The organism is Flavobacterium sp. LK-23, assembly GCF_058135255.1.
On record NZ_JBYUVT010000003.1, the window covers coordinates 268,549 to 286,390 of the forward strand.

General features: G+C 34.1%; 12 protein-coding genes and 2 tRNA genes. 7 read left to right on the forward strand and 7 right to left on the reverse strand.

Annotated features, from left to right (window positions below; translation table 11 throughout):
* The first annotated feature begins 7 nt into the window (after window positions 1–7).
* Window positions 8–3,739 carry a metallophosphoesterase gene (locus tag AC3Y25_RS06815; protein WP_489902203.1) on the forward strand — a complete coding sequence of 1,244 codons (3,732 nt, stop codon included), beginning with the start codon at window positions 8–10 and terminating at the stop codon, window positions 3,737–3,739.
* Between the two features lie 161 nt (window positions 3,740–3,900).
* Here AC3Y25_RS06815 and AC3Y25_RS06820 read toward each other — a convergent pair whose 3' ends face one another.
* Window positions 3,901–4,758, reverse strand: a complete 858-nt coding sequence (locus AC3Y25_RS06820) for a hypothetical protein (protein WP_489902204.1) — start codon at window positions 4,756–4,758, stop codon at window positions 3,901–3,903.
* Between the two features lie 85 nt (window positions 4,759–4,843).
* Window positions 4,844–5,896 carry a hypothetical protein gene (locus AC3Y25_RS06825; protein ID WP_250837065.1) on the reverse strand — a complete coding sequence of 351 codons (1,053 nt, stop codon included), beginning with the start codon at window positions 5,894–5,896 and terminating at the stop codon, window positions 4,844–4,846.
* A gap of 106 nt (window positions 5,897–6,002) precedes the next feature.
* On the opposite strand from AC3Y25_RS06825, the gene AC3Y25_RS06830 reads away from it, so the two are divergent.
* The 3 genes from AC3Y25_RS06830 to AC3Y25_RS06840 are packed head-to-tail and all read left to right on the forward strand — an operon-like array spanning window position 6,003 to window position 10,116.
* Window positions 6,003–6,914: an ABC transporter ATP-binding protein gene (locus AC3Y25_RS06830; protein ID WP_489902205.1), complete on the forward strand. Its 912-nt coding sequence runs from the start codon at window positions 6,003–6,005 to the stop codon at window positions 6,912–6,914.
* 3 nt (window positions 6,915–6,917) lie between these two features.
* Entirely contained in the window at window positions 6,918–7,754 is an 837-nt protein-coding gene (locus AC3Y25_RS06835) for an ABC transporter permease (RefSeq protein ID WP_489902206.1), read from the forward strand.
* Between the two features lie 13 nt (window positions 7,755–7,767).
* Window positions 7,768–10,116 carry a choice-of-anchor L domain-containing protein gene (locus AC3Y25_RS06840; RefSeq protein WP_489902207.1) on the forward strand — a complete coding sequence of 783 codons (2,349 nt, stop codon included), beginning with the start codon at window positions 7,768–7,770 and terminating at the stop codon, window positions 10,114–10,116.
* A 119-nt stretch (window positions 10,117–10,235) separates the two neighbouring features.
* Here the strand turns inward: AC3Y25_RS06840 and typA are convergent, their stop codons facing one another.
* Window positions 10,236–12,032, reverse strand: a complete 1,797-nt coding sequence (gene typA, locus AC3Y25_RS06845; protein WP_250837069.1) for a translational GTPase TypA — start codon at window positions 12,030–12,032, stop codon at window positions 10,236–10,238.
* A gap of 168 nt (window positions 12,033–12,200) precedes the next feature.
* On the opposite strand from typA, the gene AC3Y25_RS06850 reads away from it, so the two are divergent.
* Together AC3Y25_RS06850 and AC3Y25_RS06855 are read left to right on the forward strand one after the other, a co-directional pair.
* Window positions 12,201–13,910: a PAS domain-containing sensor histidine kinase gene (locus AC3Y25_RS06850; RefSeq protein WP_489902208.1), complete on the forward strand. Its 1,710-nt coding sequence runs from the start codon at window positions 12,201–12,203 to the stop codon at window positions 13,908–13,910.
* Between the two features lie 5 nt (window positions 13,911–13,915).
* The gene (locus AC3Y25_RS06855) at window positions 13,916–14,326 is read left to right on the forward strand and encodes a response regulator (RefSeq protein ID WP_489902209.1); all 411 of its coding nucleotides are present in this window, start codon (window positions 13,916–13,918) and stop codon (window positions 14,324–14,326) included.
* Between the two features lie 228 nt (window positions 14,327–14,554).
* Here the strand turns inward: AC3Y25_RS06855 and rpsT are convergent, their stop codons facing one another.
* The 4 genes from rpsT to proS all read right to left on the reverse strand — a co-directional run bounded on the left by rpsT (window position 14,555) and on the right by proS (window position 16,705).
* The gene (gene rpsT, locus AC3Y25_RS06860; protein WP_073417115.1) at window positions 14,555–14,806 is read right to left on the reverse strand and encodes a 30S ribosomal protein S20; all 252 of its coding nucleotides are present in this window, start codon (window positions 14,804–14,806) and stop codon (window positions 14,555–14,557) included.
* 153 nt (window positions 14,807–14,959) lie between these two features.
* Window positions 14,960–15,031: transfer RNA gene (locus AC3Y25_RS06865), tRNA-Glu, on the reverse strand.
* A 45-nt stretch (window positions 15,032–15,076) separates the two neighbouring features.
* Window positions 15,077–15,148 (reverse strand) — tRNA-Glu (locus tag AC3Y25_RS06870).
* Between the two features lie 78 nt (window positions 15,149–15,226).
* Window positions 15,227–16,705: a proline--tRNA ligase gene (proS, locus tag AC3Y25_RS06875; protein WP_489902210.1), complete on the reverse strand. Its 1,479-nt coding sequence runs from the start codon at window positions 16,703–16,705 to the stop codon at window positions 15,227–15,229.
* A 102-nt stretch (window positions 16,706–16,807) separates the two neighbouring features.
* Between proS and AC3Y25_RS06880 the strand changes: the two genes are divergently transcribed.
* Window positions 16,808–17,800: a hypothetical protein gene (locus tag AC3Y25_RS06880; protein ID WP_489902211.1), complete on the forward strand. Its 993-nt coding sequence runs from the start codon at window positions 16,808–16,810 to the stop codon at window positions 17,798–17,800.
* Window positions 17,801–17,842 lie beyond the last annotated feature (42 nt).

Below are 17,842 nucleotides of genomic sequence, written 5' to 3' on the forward strand. Positions count from 1 at the left end.
CTAAATTATGAAATTGTTTTTGGATAATCATTTTATTGCCAAGATTAAAAACTTTTCTTTGGCAATTATGGCCCTATTTATCGTTTACTCTTGTTCTACGCGCAAACCGCAGTACGGGAAAAACGTTAGTGCCAACGAAACAGAAAACGCAACTGACACTATAAAAATTGCACATACATTTTTTCTTGTTGGAGATGCTGGAAATGCCGACGAAGAACAAGCGCAACAAACGCTAGAACTTTTGCACAAAAAGCTGAAAAAAGCAAATAAAAAATCGACACTTCTTTTCTTGGGGGATAACATTTACCCTAAAGGTTTTCCCGGTAACAAAAAACCTGAAGACAAGGCTTTAGCAGAAACAAAACTGACGAATCAATTAAAATTAACGGAAGGTTTTAAAGGAAGAACCATTGTAATTCCTGGAAATCATGATTGGTACAGTGGAATCAAAGGTTTAGAACGTCAAGCCGATTTTGTAACGAAATATTTGAACGACAAAAAAGGATTTCTTCCGAGAAAATCATGCCCGATTGAAGATGTAAAAATTGATAGCGTTACTACTTTGATAGCTGTTGATAGTGAATGGTTTTTGGAAGATTGGAACGATCACCCAACCATAAATGATAATTGTGAAATTAAAACTAGGGAAGCTTTTTTTGAAGAATTAGAAAGCCTTTTAAACAAAAATCAAGAAAAGACAGTTGTCTTAGCTATTCATCATCCATTATTAAGCAACGGAACCCACGGTGGACAATTTTCGTTAGAAAAACAATTATTCCCTCTAGAACAAAAAATTCCGCTTCCGGTAATTGGCTCTTTTATTAATTTAGTTCGAAAAACATCTGGCGTTAGTCCGCAGGATATTCAAAATAAGCAATATACTATTTATGCTAAAAGAATAAAAACACTTTTGCAAAAGCAGAAAAATGTCATTGTAGTTTCTGGACACGATCACAATCTGCAATATATCAGCAAAGAAAACATTCAGCAGATCATTAGTGGTGCAGGATCAAAATCGGAAGCAGCAAGAGCCATTAATCCTTACGATTTTTCTTATGGAGGAAATGGTTATGCGGTCTTAACAATGTTTAAAAGTGGCGATGCTAAAGTCTCATATTATGGAAATGAGAATAACAAAGAGAAGCTACTTTTTGAACGTGAAATTATAAAAGCTAAAGAGATTAACTGGGCTTCAGATATTCCGAATAAATTTCCCGCTACAGTAACCACTTCGATTTATTCTCCAAAAATGACTCAAAAAGGTGCGTTTCACAGATTTTTATTTGGGCAACATTACAGAAAATACTACAGTATGCCAATTGAAGCCACAACAGCAACGGTTGATACTTTAAAAGGTGGCTTGAAACCAATTCGCGAAGGCGGCGGACATCAATCGGTTTCGTTAAGAATGTCTGATCCTCAAGGTCGTGAGTTTATAATGCGTGCGATGAAAAAAAGTGCTACAGTATTTTTACAGTCAGTTGCCTTTAAAGATCAATATGTGGTAAATGACTTTGACAAAACCTACGTTGAAGATTTCTTATTTGATTTTTATACCACTTCTCACCCTTATTCTTCTTTTGCAATTGGCAGTATGTCTGATCAAATTGGTTTGAGACATACCAATCCGATTTTATATTATATCCCGAAACAAAATGGTTTGGGCGAATTTAATGCCAGTTTTGGAGATCAACTATATATGGTAGAAGAAAGACCGGCTGATAATCATTTGGATGGTAAAAATTTCGGTAAGCCAAGCAACATCATCGGAACTGATGATATGATGCTAAATCTTCATAAAGATGAGAAATATGGGGTTGATGAAAAAGAATATATAAAAGCACGTTTATTTGATATCCTTCTAGGAGATTGGGACAGACACAGCGATCAATGGCGTTGGGCTGAATATAAAGAAGATGGAAAAGTAATTTACAGACCAATTCCGAGAGATCGTGATCAGGCTTTTGTAAAATACGATGGCGCTTTGCTTTCGCTTATCATGAATATGCCTCCGCTTCGTCATATGCGTTCTTTTAAAGGCGACAGAATCAATGTAAAATGGCTAGGAAGAGAACCTTACCCGATGGATTTGGCATTTTTAAAAACTGCTCAAGAAAAAGATTGGGTTGAACAGGCTAAATATATTCAGGAAAGCTTGACAGATGCTGATATTGATGAGGCTTTCAAAAATATGCCTAAAGAAGTTCAGGATGAAACGGTCGATGAAATAAAAGCAAAACTAAAAAGCAGAAAAAGAGATCTTCAAAAGTATGCTCGCAGATATTCTGATGTTTTAAGCAAAACCGTTATGATTGCTGGAACAGACAAAAAAGACAAATTTGTTTTAAACCATAATGTAAAAAAAGGAATTGAAATTCAGGTTTTCAGAATTAAAAAAGAAGGCGATGAATTGCTTTACACTAAAAATGTAACAGATGATAAAACAAAAAATCTTTGGATTTACGGACTAGACGATAATGATGTTTTTGAAGTAAAGGGGGAAGAAAAATCAAGCATTAAAATTCGTTTGATTGGAGGTCAAAACAATGACACTTATAACATTGAAAACGGAAGAAAAGTGATTGTTTACGATTTCAAATCAAAAGAAAACACATACAACTTAGATTCAAAAGCACAAACGCAGCTAACAGATGACTATGATGTTAATTTATACAACTACGAAAAACCTAAATACAACGTAATTGCAGGACTTCCGAACATTGGATATAATCCTGATGATGGTGTAAAAATGGGCGTTAATTTAAATTATACAGTCAATAATTTTAAACAAAATCCTTACACGCAAAGACATATTTTTAATGCTTTTTACTATTTCGCTACCGGTGGTTTAGAATTTAATTATGCAGCACATTTCCCAGGTTTATTAGGAAAATGGGTTATTGATGTGGAATCTTTATATACGACTCCAAACTTTGCCATGAACTATTTTGGTTATGGAAATGAGTCGCAGTATGATGATGATTTAGGAATGGATTATAATCGTGTCCGAATCAGAAAATTTAATGCTTCTACAGCCATAAGACATGTTGGAAGATATGGAAGTGAGTTTAGCGTTCAGCCTATTTTTCAGAGAATGACAGTTGAAGAAACCGAAAACCGATATATTAATATTCCTGGAATCGTAAATCCTGATGTATTTAATACCCAGAATTTTGGAAGTCTAAAGGTAAAATACCTTTTTAAAAATTCAGATTTTGCTGCAAAACCAACTTTAGGCATGGCGTTTATGGTTGCTGCCACTTGGACAACGAATTTGGATGATACTAAGAAAAATTTCCCTACTCTGGAGAGTTTCTTAGGTTTTACACACAAGATTGATCACAACGGAAAATTGATATTGGCTACTTACGTAAAAGGAAAGGCTATTTTCAATAATAATTACGAATTCTATCAAGGTGCTTCTCTTGGTGGTGATACCGATTTACGAGGTTTTAGAAATGAGCGTTTCTTAGGAAGTTCGTACTTTTCTCAAAGTTCAGATTTACGTTTAAGCATTGGAAAAATCCGCAAAACGATTGTTCCTTTTACTTATGGAATTTTAGGTGGTTTCGACTACGGAAGAGTTTGGCTTGATGGCGAAGATTCTAAAAAATGGCACCACGATTACGGCGGCGGACTTTGGCTGAATGCCATAAATGTTATCACAGCCAGAATTTCTTATTTCAAATCTCCTGACGAAATTGGAAGGGTGATTTTTGGAGCGGCATATAGCTTTTAAAAAAGATGCTGAGATTCTGAGATGCTAAGGTTCTAAGTTTTTTAGCTCTGAGTTTAAAAAAACAGCCACGAATTCACGAATTTTAATTAAAGTATTCGTGAATTCGTGGCTAACTTTTTTTCGAAAAACTTAGAACCTTAGTATCTTAGCAACTTAGAATCTTAGAGTCTAAACTCATAAACCTTTCCTCCTATTTTATTTGTTTTTTCGTCGGCGATTAATAAAGTATTGTTGTCTTTAAAAACGATGGCTTCTTTTTGTGAGAAGTGATTTAGATTGAGTTCTGTATGTGTTCCTTTATGGAATAAATCTCCTTTAAAGTTTTGAAATAAAAGCACTTTATCATGACTAAGCAAAGCAACTTTTTTTCCGTCTGGACTTATTGTTGCACTTGTTAATACGCAATGGTTGTAATTACTGCAGGTTTTAAATTCGCCAATTTTTACTGCTTTTTGAGTTCCTGCAGCATTTTTGATTTTGTAGATAAAAGCTGTTCCATCAAAGCCTTTACTTCTGTTTTTGGTAAAGAGATAAAAATAACCTCCATGTTCAAAGAAACCTTCAACGTCGTAGAACATTTCTTTTTTCTTTGGAGGAAATTCTTTTTGTTCTGGATACGAAAATGAAATTTTATATTCGGCTTTGGCCAAATCATTATTCAATTGATTTTTTGCAACTTTATAAATACATAGATCTTTTCTTTCATTATCATTATTTCCGAAATCTCCGATATAAATATTTCCAGATTTGTCTTTTGTAATATCTTCCCAATCGACATTTGTAGCGTTAGAAATCGTGATTGTTTTAGCTAATTTTCCTTTAGAATCAATGGCGTAAATAGCATTTTTATTTCCGCTATCTTCTAAAGTGTAAAGCAAATTCGTTTCAGGAAAATAGGCAATTCCCGAAACTTCTTTTAATTTTTTAGGAAGGGAATAAAGTTCTTTTAATTTGCTATCTGACTGCTGTTGACACGCCAATAAAACTATAGAAACGGCTACTAAAAAAGATTTTTTCATAATATTATTTTTTATTTTGTCACAGATTAAAAGGATTATAATGATTTAAAAATCCTTTTAATCTGTGAAATCTGTGGCTAAAACTTTAAACTAAGTTAGTGTTTTTAAAATTACGTGTGATAAATTCAAACGCGGCTTGCATAACGTGTCCCATCGATTTTGCATTTTTGAACTTCATATCGTTGGTATAACGGTACAACTCCATTTTTAACTGCGTCAGATGTTCATGAGTAGAAATGGTATCGTGACACATTATACTCAGTAATTTTTTTATTCTGGTTTCGGCAGAATGAATACGTTTTGCTAAAATCGCTCTTTCCTCATCTTTATACTGAATAATGGAACGCTCTTCTAATTTCTCCTTGATTAATTGAATCATTGGGAAATTTTCCTTGAAGAACTGCGGGCGATAAACTTTAAAATTCCCTTCGTAACATTGCTGGTCAAAATCGATTGGACGAATTTTATAAACAACCTGATCAAAATCGTGAATTGGAACAATTACATAATTGTAAGCGCGCATATCTCCCAAAAGTCGAATCATACAGCGTTCGTTAAATTTTACAAATTCTTTTGCAATCTGCGCTTTTTCCATTTCGCTGCATTTATCCAGAAGTGTGTCCATAAAAACATCGCCTGGAATTCCGATAATATGCTCCTCGATCAAGGTATCTTTATAAACCAAAAAGTTGATTTTATCTGGCGAAAGGATATCTTCCAATTCTAATCCGTAGATGCGGGAAGCATCTGCTTTTTTGATGTAAAAGTGAACATAGTTGTCGTTGAGAATATTTCGAACTTTGATTCTAAAAGGCTTCGAATTTCCGAAAGTACAATAATCAATTGCATCGACATTCAGAAATTGAATGATTTCGCTATTTCCATCAGAATGCAGAAGCGAATATATTTTTTTTAGATTTAAATCAATTTCATTGCGCTCAAATTCACCGTAATACACCCGAATCCAGAGTGTATCGTTATCATATTTGTCATAAACATTTATAGAACCCGAAAAACGAAGCAAGTCATCATAAAACACAGAAACTTTAGAAATACGTTCGTATCGTTCTAAATAGCTTAAAAGTGGCTGTGTTAAAGGGTAAGACGGTTTTTTTAAAACCATTAAAGGCTCGCTCATTTTGAATATCTTTATTACAAATTTACATCAATACGATTTAAAGTTAGAATTTAAAGTAACAAAAATCAACTTGGCTCGTCATACTAAAAACTAAAACCAGAAAAATTTGGAAACCATATTAACCATTGAGAATTTAAGTAAAAGATACGGCCGAATTCAGGCTTTGAAAAATGTATCTTTTCAAATACAAAAAGGTCGCGTTTATGGCATTCTAGGGCCAAACGGCAGCGGAAAATCGACTACATTAGGAATTGTTTTAAATGTTGTTAATAAATCGTCTGGCAATTATCGCTGGTTTGATGGCAATGTAGAAACGCACGATGCCTTAAAAAAAGTGGGGGCCATTATAGAAAGACCCAATTTTTATCCTTACATGACGGCAGAGCAAAACCTCCAATTGGTTTGCAAAATCAAAAATATAAACTATTCTAAAGTTAATGAAAAACTGGAATTAGTAGGTTTAATCGAAAGAAAAGACAGCAAATTCAGTACTTTTTCTTTAGGAATGAAACAGCGTCTGGCAATTGCATCGGCACTTTTAAACGATCCTGAAATTTTAATTTTAGATGAACCAACCAACGGATTGGATCCTCAGGGAATTCATCAGATTCGAGATATCATTAAAAAAATTGCATCGCAAGGAACCACTATTTTATTGGCTTCCCATTTATTGGATGAAGTAGAAAAAGTTTGCTCGCAAGTAATTGTTTTAAGAAAAGGCGAAGTTTTGTATTCGGGTCCTGTTGACGGAATGTCTTCTAACGAAGGTTTCTTTGAGTTGCAAGCCGAAGATAATTTAGTTTTAAAAACGGTTTTATCAGAACATCCTGCTATTGATAGAATTGCTGAAGAAGATGGAAAAGTTTTAGTTTACTTAAATTCTGACTTATCTGCCTCGGAGTTAAACCAATTTTTGTTTTCTAAAAATATTGTTTTAAGCCATTTAGTAAAACGTAAAAACAGTTTAGAAGCTCAATTTTTAGAATTAACCAAAAACGCCATCGCTCAAAAAAACTAAACCATGAAAAGACTTCTCTCTATAGAACTTCAAAAAATCTGGATGAACAAAGCCAGCCGTATATTAACCCTAACTTATTTTGTTTTACTTTCTTTTATTGCTTTAATCGCTGCAATAAAATTTGATATAGGACCTTTCAAATTTCACTTGGCAGAAATGGGAATCTTTAATTTTCCATTTATCTGGCATTTCAATACGTATGTGGCTGCTTGGCTTAAATTCTTTTTGGCCATTGTAATTGTTTCTATGATGGCGAATGAATACAGCTACGGAACTTTAAAACAGAACTTAATAGATGGTTTAAGCAAAAAAGAATTTATTCTATCCAAGTTCTTAACTGTAGTTTTATTTGCTTTTGGATCTACTGTTTTCGTATTTATCATGAGCTTACTTCTAGGATTGTCTTTTTCATCTTATACCGAATTTGGAATTATTTTTTCTGACTTAGATTATCTTTTAGCCTTTTTTGTAAAGTTGACAGGATTCTTTTCGTTCTGTTTGTTTTTAGGAATTTTAGTAAAACGTTCTGCCTTTGCGCTTGGCTTTCTTTTAGTTTGGAGCATTATTGAAGCAATCATAAGAGGGACTTTGGCTTTTAAAATTTTCCCAAACAGCGATACTGAGGAAAAAATCACACAGTTTTTACCTTTAGAATCAATGTCAAATCTAATTGCTAATCCTGGACCAAGATTATCGGTAATTAAAAATATTGGCACTCAAATGGGAATCGAAACAGAAGGCAATTTCAGTGTAGATTATACTGCTGTATTAATAGTTTTAGCTTGGACTTTTGCGTTTATATATTTTTCTTACAAACTATTAAAAAATAGAGATTTGTAGTATATTTGCTACTATGAGTCAAATAAGAACATTTCTAATTCTAATTTTGTGCTGTTTTTTCCATAAAATCAGTGCACAGAATATTTCTGTTACCGACACAGCAACACCAACAGATTTAATTCAAAATGTTTTAATAAATAGCTCTTGTATTGATGTACAAAGTGTAACGGCATCAGGAAACCCGAATCTAAGTGGACAAAGTTACGGTTCCTTTACAGCTGGTGCGAATTTTCCTTTTTCAGGAGGAATTGTTTTAGCTACTTCTCCTAGCAAAAATGCAGAAGGACCGTTTTACAAACAAGATTCCAAAGGAGTAAGGATTTTAGGTTGGAATGGTGACGTAGATCTTAATAAAGCTTTAGGAATTACGAATAGCACGCAAGCAACACTTATAGAATTTGATTTTACAGCGCAGACCAATTCAATAAGCTTCAATTATATTTTTGCTTCGAATGAATATCAAACTAATTTTCCTTGCACTTATTCAGATGGATTTGCTTTCTTAATTAAAGAAGTCGGAAGTTCTGAAGAATATAAAAATCTTGCCGTTCTACCTAATTCAACTACGGCAGTTTCAGCTACAACGGTTCATCCTAAAATTGAAACCGTAAATGACAATTATGGCCAGCCTTTAGAAGGATGTGAAGCTTTAAACGAAAACTATTTTAATGGTTATAATGCAAATGGAAGCCCGATCTATTATGCAGGGCAAACAATTGTAATGAATGCCTCTACAAGTGTGATTCCGAACAGAACATACCATCTAAAATTGGTCGTTGCCGATGATGCAACCAGACAATACAACTCTGCTGTTTTTATAGAAGCGGGCAGTTTTGTAACTAAAATAAATTTTGGAGAAAACAGAACTGTAGCCAACAACAATCCAGTTTGTTATGGCCAAACTTATGCTTTAAACACCAACTTGAGTGCTACAGGTTATACTTTTAAATGGTTTAAAAAAGATGCGTCTAACACTTATTCTGAACTTCCAGGTGTTACATCTCCTTCTTACAACGTAACATCATCGGGAACGTATAAAGTGGAGGCAACCTTGGGCAATACAACTTGTGTTTCTGTTGGAGAAATCACTGTTGAATTTGCTCCCGAAATTCCATCGACGAATACTTCTTTGCTTCAATGTGATGATGATACTGATGGTATTTCAATTTTTGATTTGACCAAAGCTGGCAATTTCATCAAAAATAATGATTCTCAATTTGTTAATCAGGGATATTATGAAACTTTGGCAGATGCTCAAGCAAAAACAAATCCAATTTCAAATCCGGAACGATATACCAATAAAGGTGCAGATCAAATTATTTTTGCCCGAATTGAAAACACCTTTGGCTGTTATAAAATAGCTGAAATTACACTAAACATCTCTAATTCTACTATTCCAAATCAATCTCCAATAGAAACTTGCGATGGAGACGCTGTGCAAGATGGCTTGTATCAATTTGATTTAAATGCAGAAGTGACTCCTCAAATTTTAACAGGTCTGCCTGCAGGTTTAGCAATCAATTATTTTTTAACCGCTACTGATGCCCTTACCGAAACCAATCAGCTACCTAATATTTTCAAAAATACAACTCCAAACAGCCAAACGATTTATGCTCGCGTTGTAAATGGTCCAAGTTGTTATGATATTACTTCAATAGAATTAATTGTACACACATTTGATCCTCCTAATTTTGAAGAAGAAACGCATTATTTATGTAAAGGAGACGAAATGACGCTAACCGTTGCAACTGGCTTTAGCAGTTATGCATGGTCTAATGGAAACAGTACAAATTCTACCGTGATTAACAGCGCTGGTGATTACTCCGTAACTGTAAAAGATGCAAATGGTTGCGAAAAAACAAAAAATTTTAAAATAATTTTATCCGAACCAGCTACAATTACCGGAGCAGATGTAAAAGATTTTTCTGGAACTGACAATACAATTCAAGTTCAGTATACGGGTGTTGGAAATTATGAATTTTCTCTGGACGGAACTGTTTTTCAAGACAGTCCTACTTTTGCACAAGTAAATCCAGGCGTATATAATGTAAAAGCTCGAGACAAAAATGGGTGTGGTTTATCTAATTCGTTTTTAGTATATGTTTTAGATTATCCGCGTTTCTTTACTCCAAACGGAGACGGATTCAATGATTTATGGGTTATTAAAAATATTGATCAAATGCCAGATTACACCATTTCTATTTTTGATCGCTACGGAAATCTGCTAAAACAAATGAATCAAAATGGAGCAGGTTGGAACGGGATTTTTAACGGGAGACAAATGCCTTCAGACGATTATTGGTTTACGCTCTTTTTTGCTAATGGAAAAAATGTCAAAGGGCACTTTAGTTTAAAAAGATAACTTTTAATAAATCCCATTTTTTTTAAATTCCAAATTCCAATAAAAACATTATACATAAAAAAGAATCCCAAACTCCAGAATTGGAATTTGGGATTTTTTATATTGAAAATTAAATCGAATTAGATTTTATATCTTTTTCTATCTGTTTCGCTTAAGTAGATTTTTCTTAAACGTAAAGATTTTGGAGTAACTTCAACATACTCATCTTTTTGGATGTACTCTAAAGCTTCTTCTAATGAGAATTTGATAGCTGGAATAATTCTAGCTTTATCATCAGCTCCAGAAGAACGTACGTTAGAAAGTTTTTTCGTTTTAGTAACGTTAACAGTCATATCGTCGCTACGAGTGTTTTCTCCAATTACCTGACCTTCATAGATATCCTCGTTAGGGTCAACGAAGAATTTACCACGATCCTGTAATTTATCGATAGAATAAGGAATAGCTTTTCCGTTTTCCATAGAGATTAATGAACCGTTGTTACGTCCAGGAATTTCTCCTTTGTATGGTTCGTACCCGATGAAACGGTGTGCCATAATAGCTTCACCAGCAGTAGCAGTAAGCAATTGATTTCTTAAACCAATGATTCCACGAGATGGAATATTAAATTTAACAATCATACGCTCTCCTTTACCTTCCATAGAAAGCATTTCTCCTTTACGGATCGTTACGAACTCAACCGCTCTACCTGAAAGGTTTTCTGGTAAGTCGATAGTTAATTCCTCAATTGGCTCACATTTCACACCATCAACTTCTTTGATGATAACTTGTGGCTGACCAATTTGAAGCTCGTACCCTTCTCTTCTCATTGTTTCAATAAGAACAGATAAGTGAAGTACACCACGACCAAAAACCATGAATTTATCAGCAGAATCAGTTTCTCCAACTTTCATCGCTAAGTTTTTCTCAAGCTCTTTTGTTAATCTCTCACGAATATGTCTAGAAGTAACAAATTTACCTTCTTTACCAAAGAAAGGAGAATCGTTAATTGTAAACAACATACTCATAGTTGGCTCGTCGATAGCGATTGTTTGTAAAGCTTCTGGATTTTCAAAATCAGCAATAGTATCACCAATTTCGAAACCTTCAATACCTACAACAGCACAAATATCTCCAGCAACAACCTCTTCTACTTTTCTACGGCCTAAACCTTCAAAAGTGTGTAATTCTTTAATTCTAGATTTGATGATTTTCCCATCTCTTTTTACCAAAGAAATTGGCATTCCTTCTTTTAAAGTTCCTCTTTCAAGACGTCCGATAGCGATACGACCTGTAAATGAAGAGAAGTCTAAAGATGTGATCAACATTTGAGGAGTTCCTTCAGAAACTTTAGGAGCTGGAACATTAGCAATAACCATGTCTAATAATGGCTCAATGTTTTCTGTTTGATTTTTCCAATCATCAGACATCCAGTTGTTTTTAGCAGAACCGTAAACCGCTGGGAAATCCAACTGCTCTTCAGTAGCACCTAATTCAAACATTAAATCAAAAACTTTCTCGTGAACTTCTTCTGGAGTACAGTTTTCTTTATCTACTTTATTGATAACTACACAAGGTTTCAATCCTAAATCGATCGCTTTTTGCAAAACGAAACGAGTTTGAGGCATTGGACCTTCGAAAGCATCAACTAGCAAACAAACACCATCGGCCATGTTCAATACACGTTCTACTTCACCTCCAAAATCGGCGTGGCCAGGAGTGTCGATAATATTGATTTTTGTTCCTTTATATTGAACCGATACGTTTTTAGAAGTAATTGTAATACCTCTCTCACGCTCTAAATCATTATTATCTAAGATTAAATCACCTGTGTTCTCGTTCTCACGAAATAACTGACAGTGATACATAATTTTATCAACCAAAGTTGTTTTACCGTGATCGACGTGGGCAATAATTGCAATGTTTCTAATAGATTCCATCTGTGATTTTTAATGGGCGCAAAGGTACACTTTATTTTTTAAAAAAAAATGTTTCTGCCATAGTTTGCGTATATACAATCAATTAGTTAATATAAATCCTAAAAATATCGGTTCCAAAATGACATTAACATACGTTTAGTTATAGTTAAATTAACTATATTTGAAGTGATGAAAAGTAAAACTCTCCAAATTACTCTTATTTATACCATCATCTCGATAATTATGGCGGTCCTATGTCATAAATTACTCATAATCTACTTTTCCTCATCAGAATATTTATATCTATCCTTAGTAAAAGACGTTATATTTATTCTAATTACAGTATTGGTTTTTAGCTTTATCCTTTCAAAAAACGAAAAAAGAAACATAACCATTTTTGAAAAGTTAAACAAAACCAACGAAGAAATAAAAGAATCTAATGAGAAATATGACATTGTAGCAAAAGCAACCAGCGATACTATTTGGGATTGGAAAATTCAAGAGGATAGTATTAATTGGAACAAAGGAATTGAAAGTGTTTTTGGTTATGACCCCAAAGAAGTAGGAAAAACTTCTAAATGGTGGTTTGACAAAATTCACCCGGAAGACAGTATCCGAATGTCAATAAAATTATATTCTTTTATCGAACAAAAAACTGAAAAATGGCAAGATCAATACCGTTTTAGATGCGCAGACGGATCGTACAAATATGTTCTGGATCGAGGTTTTTTATTAAAAGATGAAAACGGAAGGGCCATCAGAATGATTGGAGCCATTCAAGATATTACAAAACAAAAGGAAGAAGAACAGCGATTAAAACTTTTAGAAACCGTAATTACACAATCTAAAGATTCTATTTTAATTACCGAAGCCAATTCTTCTGAAAGAAAAATACCCAAAATAGTATATGTAAATCCAGCATTTTCTCAAATGTCGGGTTATCAGTCCAACGAAATCATCGGAAAATCGCCGAACATTTTTAAAGGACCAAAATCGGATTCGGATGAATTAAAAAAACTTCTGAGAGCCATAAAAAATGAAGAGGAATGCTTAATCGAAACCATTACATACACTAAAAGCAAAGAAGAATATTGGGTACGCTTTTCTATGATTCCTATTTTTAATAACGAAGGCGTTATCTCGCATTGGATTTCGATACAAAGAGATATTACAGATGAGAAAAAACTAGAAACAGAAAAAGAACATCTTATTCGAGAATTAACACAAAACAATAAAGACTTAAAACAGTTTTCTTACATCACCTCGCATAACCTTAGAGCTCCACTTTCTAACTTAATCGGACTATTAAATTTAATAGAAGATATTCCGATCGAAAATGAAGAGCTAGAAGAAATATTAGCTGGATTTACAAAATCGACTCATTTACTAAACGAAACCATCAATGATTTAGTAAAGGTTATTATTATAAAAGACAATCCTTCGATGCAAAAAGAGGAAGTGTCTCTAAAAGAAGTTTTTGAAAATGTATTCAGCCAGCTTTCATTTCAGATTGAATTACACAAACCTATAATCAAGCTTAAATTTGATAAAGTCCCTGAACTTATTACCAATAAAGCCTATATAGAAAGCATTCTATTAAATCTGCTTACTAATTCTATAAAATACAAATCGGAAAATAGAAAATTAAAAATATCAATAACGGCAGAACAAATAGAACAAAAAACAATCTTAACCTTTAAAGACAACGGAATCGGAATTGACTTAGAAAGAAATCGCGACAAAGTATTTGGACTTTATCAAAGATTCCACAATTATCCCGACAGCAAAGGTTTAGGGTTATACCTTGTAAAATCGCAGGTAGAAACCATGGGAGGAACAATCTCTATCGAAAGCGAAGTTAATAAAGGAACCACATTTACAATAACATTTAAAAATTAATTATTATGCTTGAGCAGATTTTATGCATCGATGATGACCCTATCACACTGATGCTATGCAAAAAGGTAATTTCAAAATCTTCATTTTCTTATGAAGTTATTACAGCTCAAAATGGCGAAGAAGCTCTTCATCACTTCAATACCTTAAAATATACCAACGATCAAGCTAAGAAAAGACCAGAATTAATTTTTTTAGATTTAAACATGCCAATTATGGGAGGATGGGAATTTCTAGATCATTTCACTTCTTCAGATTACAAAGAATTTAATACCGTTCCAGTAATCGTATTATCTTCCACTATTGATCCAGAAGATCTTGCTAAAGCAAAAAAATATCCTATTATAATAGATTTTCTTTCCAAACCTATTACACAGCCAATGCTGGAATATCTTAAAAAGAAAATTGATTTAGAGTGAAAAATTCCAAAAATTAAATTCCAAATACCAAAACCTTCAGCACAAAATTAGATTAAGGTTTATAAAATTCCGAATCTCACAAATAACAAAATTCCAAATTCCAACTATTCATAAAGATTGGAATTTGGAATTTATTTTTTATTGGAATTTCATTTACATGTGGAGTTAAAACAAAAAAAGTCCTCTGAGAAGAGGACTTTTATTTATATATCTTACAAATTGTATCAATTACAATTTAGCAACGTGTTTCGTTAATTTAGACTTCAAGTTAGAAGCTTTATTATCGTGAATGATGTTCTTTTTAGCTAATTTATCAATCATAGAGATTACAGTTGATAATTTTGCAGTAGCATCAGCTTTATCAGTAGCTAATCTTAACGCTTTAATAGCATTACGAGTAGTTTTATGCTGGTATCTGTTAAGAACTCTTCTTTTTTCGTTACTTCTGATTCTTTTTAATGCTGACTTATGATTTGCCATTTTCTTTTAATTTTAGATGTAATAATTATTATAAATACTAGTTAAAAAAGAAAAACCTCCCACAATTGCAAAACAATCACTTTGGTTTTAACTAATAAAACAAAAACCGAGACACCAATTTTTGTTTTACAAAACTTATTTACAACTAATTTGTAGTCCGTAGGGGAATCGAACCCCTGTTACCAGGATGAAAACCTGGCGTCCTAACCCCTAGACGAACGGACCAATATTCTCCTAAGTTGGAAACTTTTCAATATGTAATATAACTTGTAGTCCGTGGGGGAATCGAACCCCCCTTACCAGGATGAAAACCTGGCGTCCTAACCGATAGACGAACGGACCGCGCTTCTGTATTGCGGATGCAAAGATACATCTATTTTTTATTTGCGCAATACCTAATGCAAAAAAATCTATATTTTTTTAATACGCCTTAGCAAAAAGCACTCTTTTAGAAGAAGGTTTCCCAGTAAACACGCAGGTTCCCGCCTCTTCTACAGCATCCAAAGGAATGCAACGAATCGTCGCTTTTGTCAATTCTTTTATCTTCTCTTCTGTCTCAGCAGTTCCATCCCAATGAGCAGATAAAAAGCCTCCTTTTCCTTCTAAAACTTCCTTAAATTCCTCAAAATTATTTACTTCCGTAATATGAGTATTACGATAATCTAATGCTCTTGTAAATAAGTCCGTTTGAATCTGTTCTAAAAGATCATTTACGTGTTCAACGATTTTTTCGTTAGAAACCACTTCTTTTGTCAAATTATCACGTCTTGCCACCTCAAAAGTTCCGTTCTCTAAATCTTTTGGACCAACCGCAATTCTAACAGGCACTCCTTTAAGTTCCCATTCTGCAAATTTAAATCCTGGCTTTTGCGTTGTTCTATCGTCAAATTTGACAGTGATTTTCAATTTTCTCAATTTAGCAGTCAAATCCTTAACCGCCTCTGTAATTTGAGCCAATTGTTCATCTGTCTTATATATAGGAACAATTACTACTTGAATTGGAGCCAAATTAGGAGGCAACACCAATCCTTGATCGTCAGAATGCGTCATAATTAACGCCCCCATTAAACGAGTAGATACTCCCCAAGAAGTTCCCCAAACATGCTCTTGCTTTCCTTCCGCATTAGCAAACTTAACATCAAATGCTTTCGCAAAGTTCTGCCCTAAAAAGTGAGATGTTCCTGCTTGCAATGCTTTTCCGTCTTGCATTAATGCTTCAATACAGTACGTTTCATCTGCTCCAGCAAAACGCTCTGTTTCAGTTTTAAAACCTTTTACAACCGGAATTGCCATGAAGTTTTCTGCAAAATCAGCATAAACATTCATCATTTTCTCTGATTCCTCAATTGCTTCATCTTTTGTAGCGTGAGCTGTATGCCCTTCCTGCCATAAAAACTCAGCAGTTCTTAGAAATAAACGCGTACGCATTTCCCATCGAACCACATTAGCCCATTGATTAATTAACAAAGGTAAATCTCTATAAGATTGCACCCATCCTTTATATGTAGACCAAATAATAGCTTCACTTGTAGGTCGAACAATAAGCTCTTCCTCTAATTTTGCATTTGGATCAACCATTAGTTTCCCAGGTCTATCCTCATCATTTTTCAACCTATAATGCGTTACAACAGCGCATTCTTTCGCAAATCCCTCAGCATTTTTCTCCTCTGCCTCAAACATGCTTTTCGGTACAAACAAAGGAAAATATGCGTTTTGATGTCCAGTTTCTTTGAACATACGATCCAACTCAGCTTGCATTTTTTCCCAAATAGCATATCCGTATGGTTTTATTACCATACATCCTCTAACTCCTGAATTTTCAGCTAGATCTGCTTTTACAACCAGTTCGTTATACCATTTCGAATAATCTTCTGATCTTGTAGTAAGGTTCTTACTCATATTATATTTTTTGGCACAAATTTTGTTTTATACAATTTTAACTAAATAGTTTGACAAAACTAACTAATTTTGTAATGTGCAACAATAAAAAACACCACAGATATGAAAACTTACCTTTCACTCCGCCAAAACTCTAATCATTTTTACTTAATCGGATTATTGAGTTTACTGCTTGCATCATGTGGTTCTTACCAAAATTCATCTTATTACGATAATGATGGAGTATATGGTGGTTCATCAGTTAAATATGTACAAACAGGTACAAACAACCAATACAAAGAATATTTCAGATCATTACAAGATGACAATCAGCCGACTGAGATATTTACAGACGTTGACAATTACACTAACTATTCAGACAGCACCCAAACTGCCTCTGCAGGTTATCCTGCATGGGGAAGCAGTAGCTCTGATGTTTCTGTAAATTTTTACTCTAGTCCATCATGGTCATTCGGATTTGGATGGGGCTATCCTTATTACGGCTACGGCTATGGATATGGATGGGGTTACCCTTATTACGGATGGGGATATCCAGGATGGGGTTACCCTGGTTGGGGCTACCCAAGTTGGGGATATCCATACTACGGCTACAATTACTCTTATAACTATGGAAGAAGAGGCTCTGCAGGTTATTATGGCGATAGAAACTATGCTTATAACAGAAATTACAGCACCAATAGAGGCTATAACACTAGCAGAAACTACACTACAAATAGAGGAAACTACACAACAAATAGAAATTATACCACAAACAGATCAAACGGATACACTGACTTTAGACGTTCTAATATGAACGGAAGAACAAGCAGTCCTACGTTTACAAACAGAAGATCTTACGACAATAGCTCAAACTACAACAATAGCAATTACAGCAACAGAAGATCTTATAATAATAGCGGAAATACCACGACAAATAGAACTTACGCACCTAGCAACAACAGTGGCTCATCAAGAACCTATGCTCCTAGCAATAGTGGTTCATCAAGAAGCTACGCCCCTAGCAATAGCGGTGGAGGCTCTAGATCATACAGCGGCGGCGGTGGCGGCGGTGGCGGAATGAGATCTGGTGGCGGTGGCGGTGGAGGCAGAAGATAATTCTTCCTCAACCCTCTCAATTTCTAACTTAAACTTATCAAA

Excerpts from the sequence above, each read along its gene's own strand:
- AC3Y25_RS06815 (WP_489902203.1), top strand. The coding sequence starts at position 8 with ATGAAATTGTTTTTGGATAATCATTTTATTGCCAAGATTAAAAACTTT.
- AC3Y25_RS06820 (WP_489902204.1), bottom strand. The coding sequence starts at position 4,758 with ATGAAAAAATCTTTTTTAGTAGCCGTTTCTATAGTTTTATTGGCGTGT.
- AC3Y25_RS06825 (WP_250837065.1), bottom strand. The coding sequence starts at position 5,896 with ATGAGCGAGCCTTTAATGGTTTTAAAAAAACCGTCTTACCCTTTAACA.
- AC3Y25_RS06835 (WP_489902206.1), top strand. The coding sequence starts at position 6,918 with ATGAAAAGACTTCTCTCTATAGAACTTCAAAAAATCTGGATGAACAAA.
- AC3Y25_RS06840 (WP_489902207.1), top strand. The coding sequence starts at position 7,768 with ATGAGTCAAATAAGAACATTTCTAATTCTAATTTTGTGCTGTTTTTTC.
- typA (WP_250837069.1), bottom strand. The coding sequence starts at position 12,032 with ATGGAATCTATTAGAAACATTGCAATTATTGCCCACGTCGATCACGGT.
- AC3Y25_RS06850 (WP_489902208.1), top strand. The coding sequence starts at position 12,201 with ATGAAAAGTAAAACTCTCCAAATTACTCTTATTTATACCATCATCTCG.
- AC3Y25_RS06855 (WP_489902209.1), top strand. The coding sequence starts at position 13,916 with ATGCTTGAGCAGATTTTATGCATCGATGATGACCCTATCACACTGATG.
- rpsT (WP_073417115.1), bottom strand. The coding sequence starts at position 14,806 with ATGGCAAATCATAAGTCAGCATTAAAAAGAATCAGAAGTAACGAAAAA.
- proS (WP_489902210.1), bottom strand. The coding sequence starts at position 16,705 with ATGAGTAAGAACCTTACTACAAGATCAGAAGATTATTCGAAATGGTAT.
- AC3Y25_RS06880 (WP_489902211.1), top strand. The coding sequence starts at position 16,808 with ATGAAAACTTACCTTTCACTCCGCCAAAACTCTAATCATTTTTACTTA.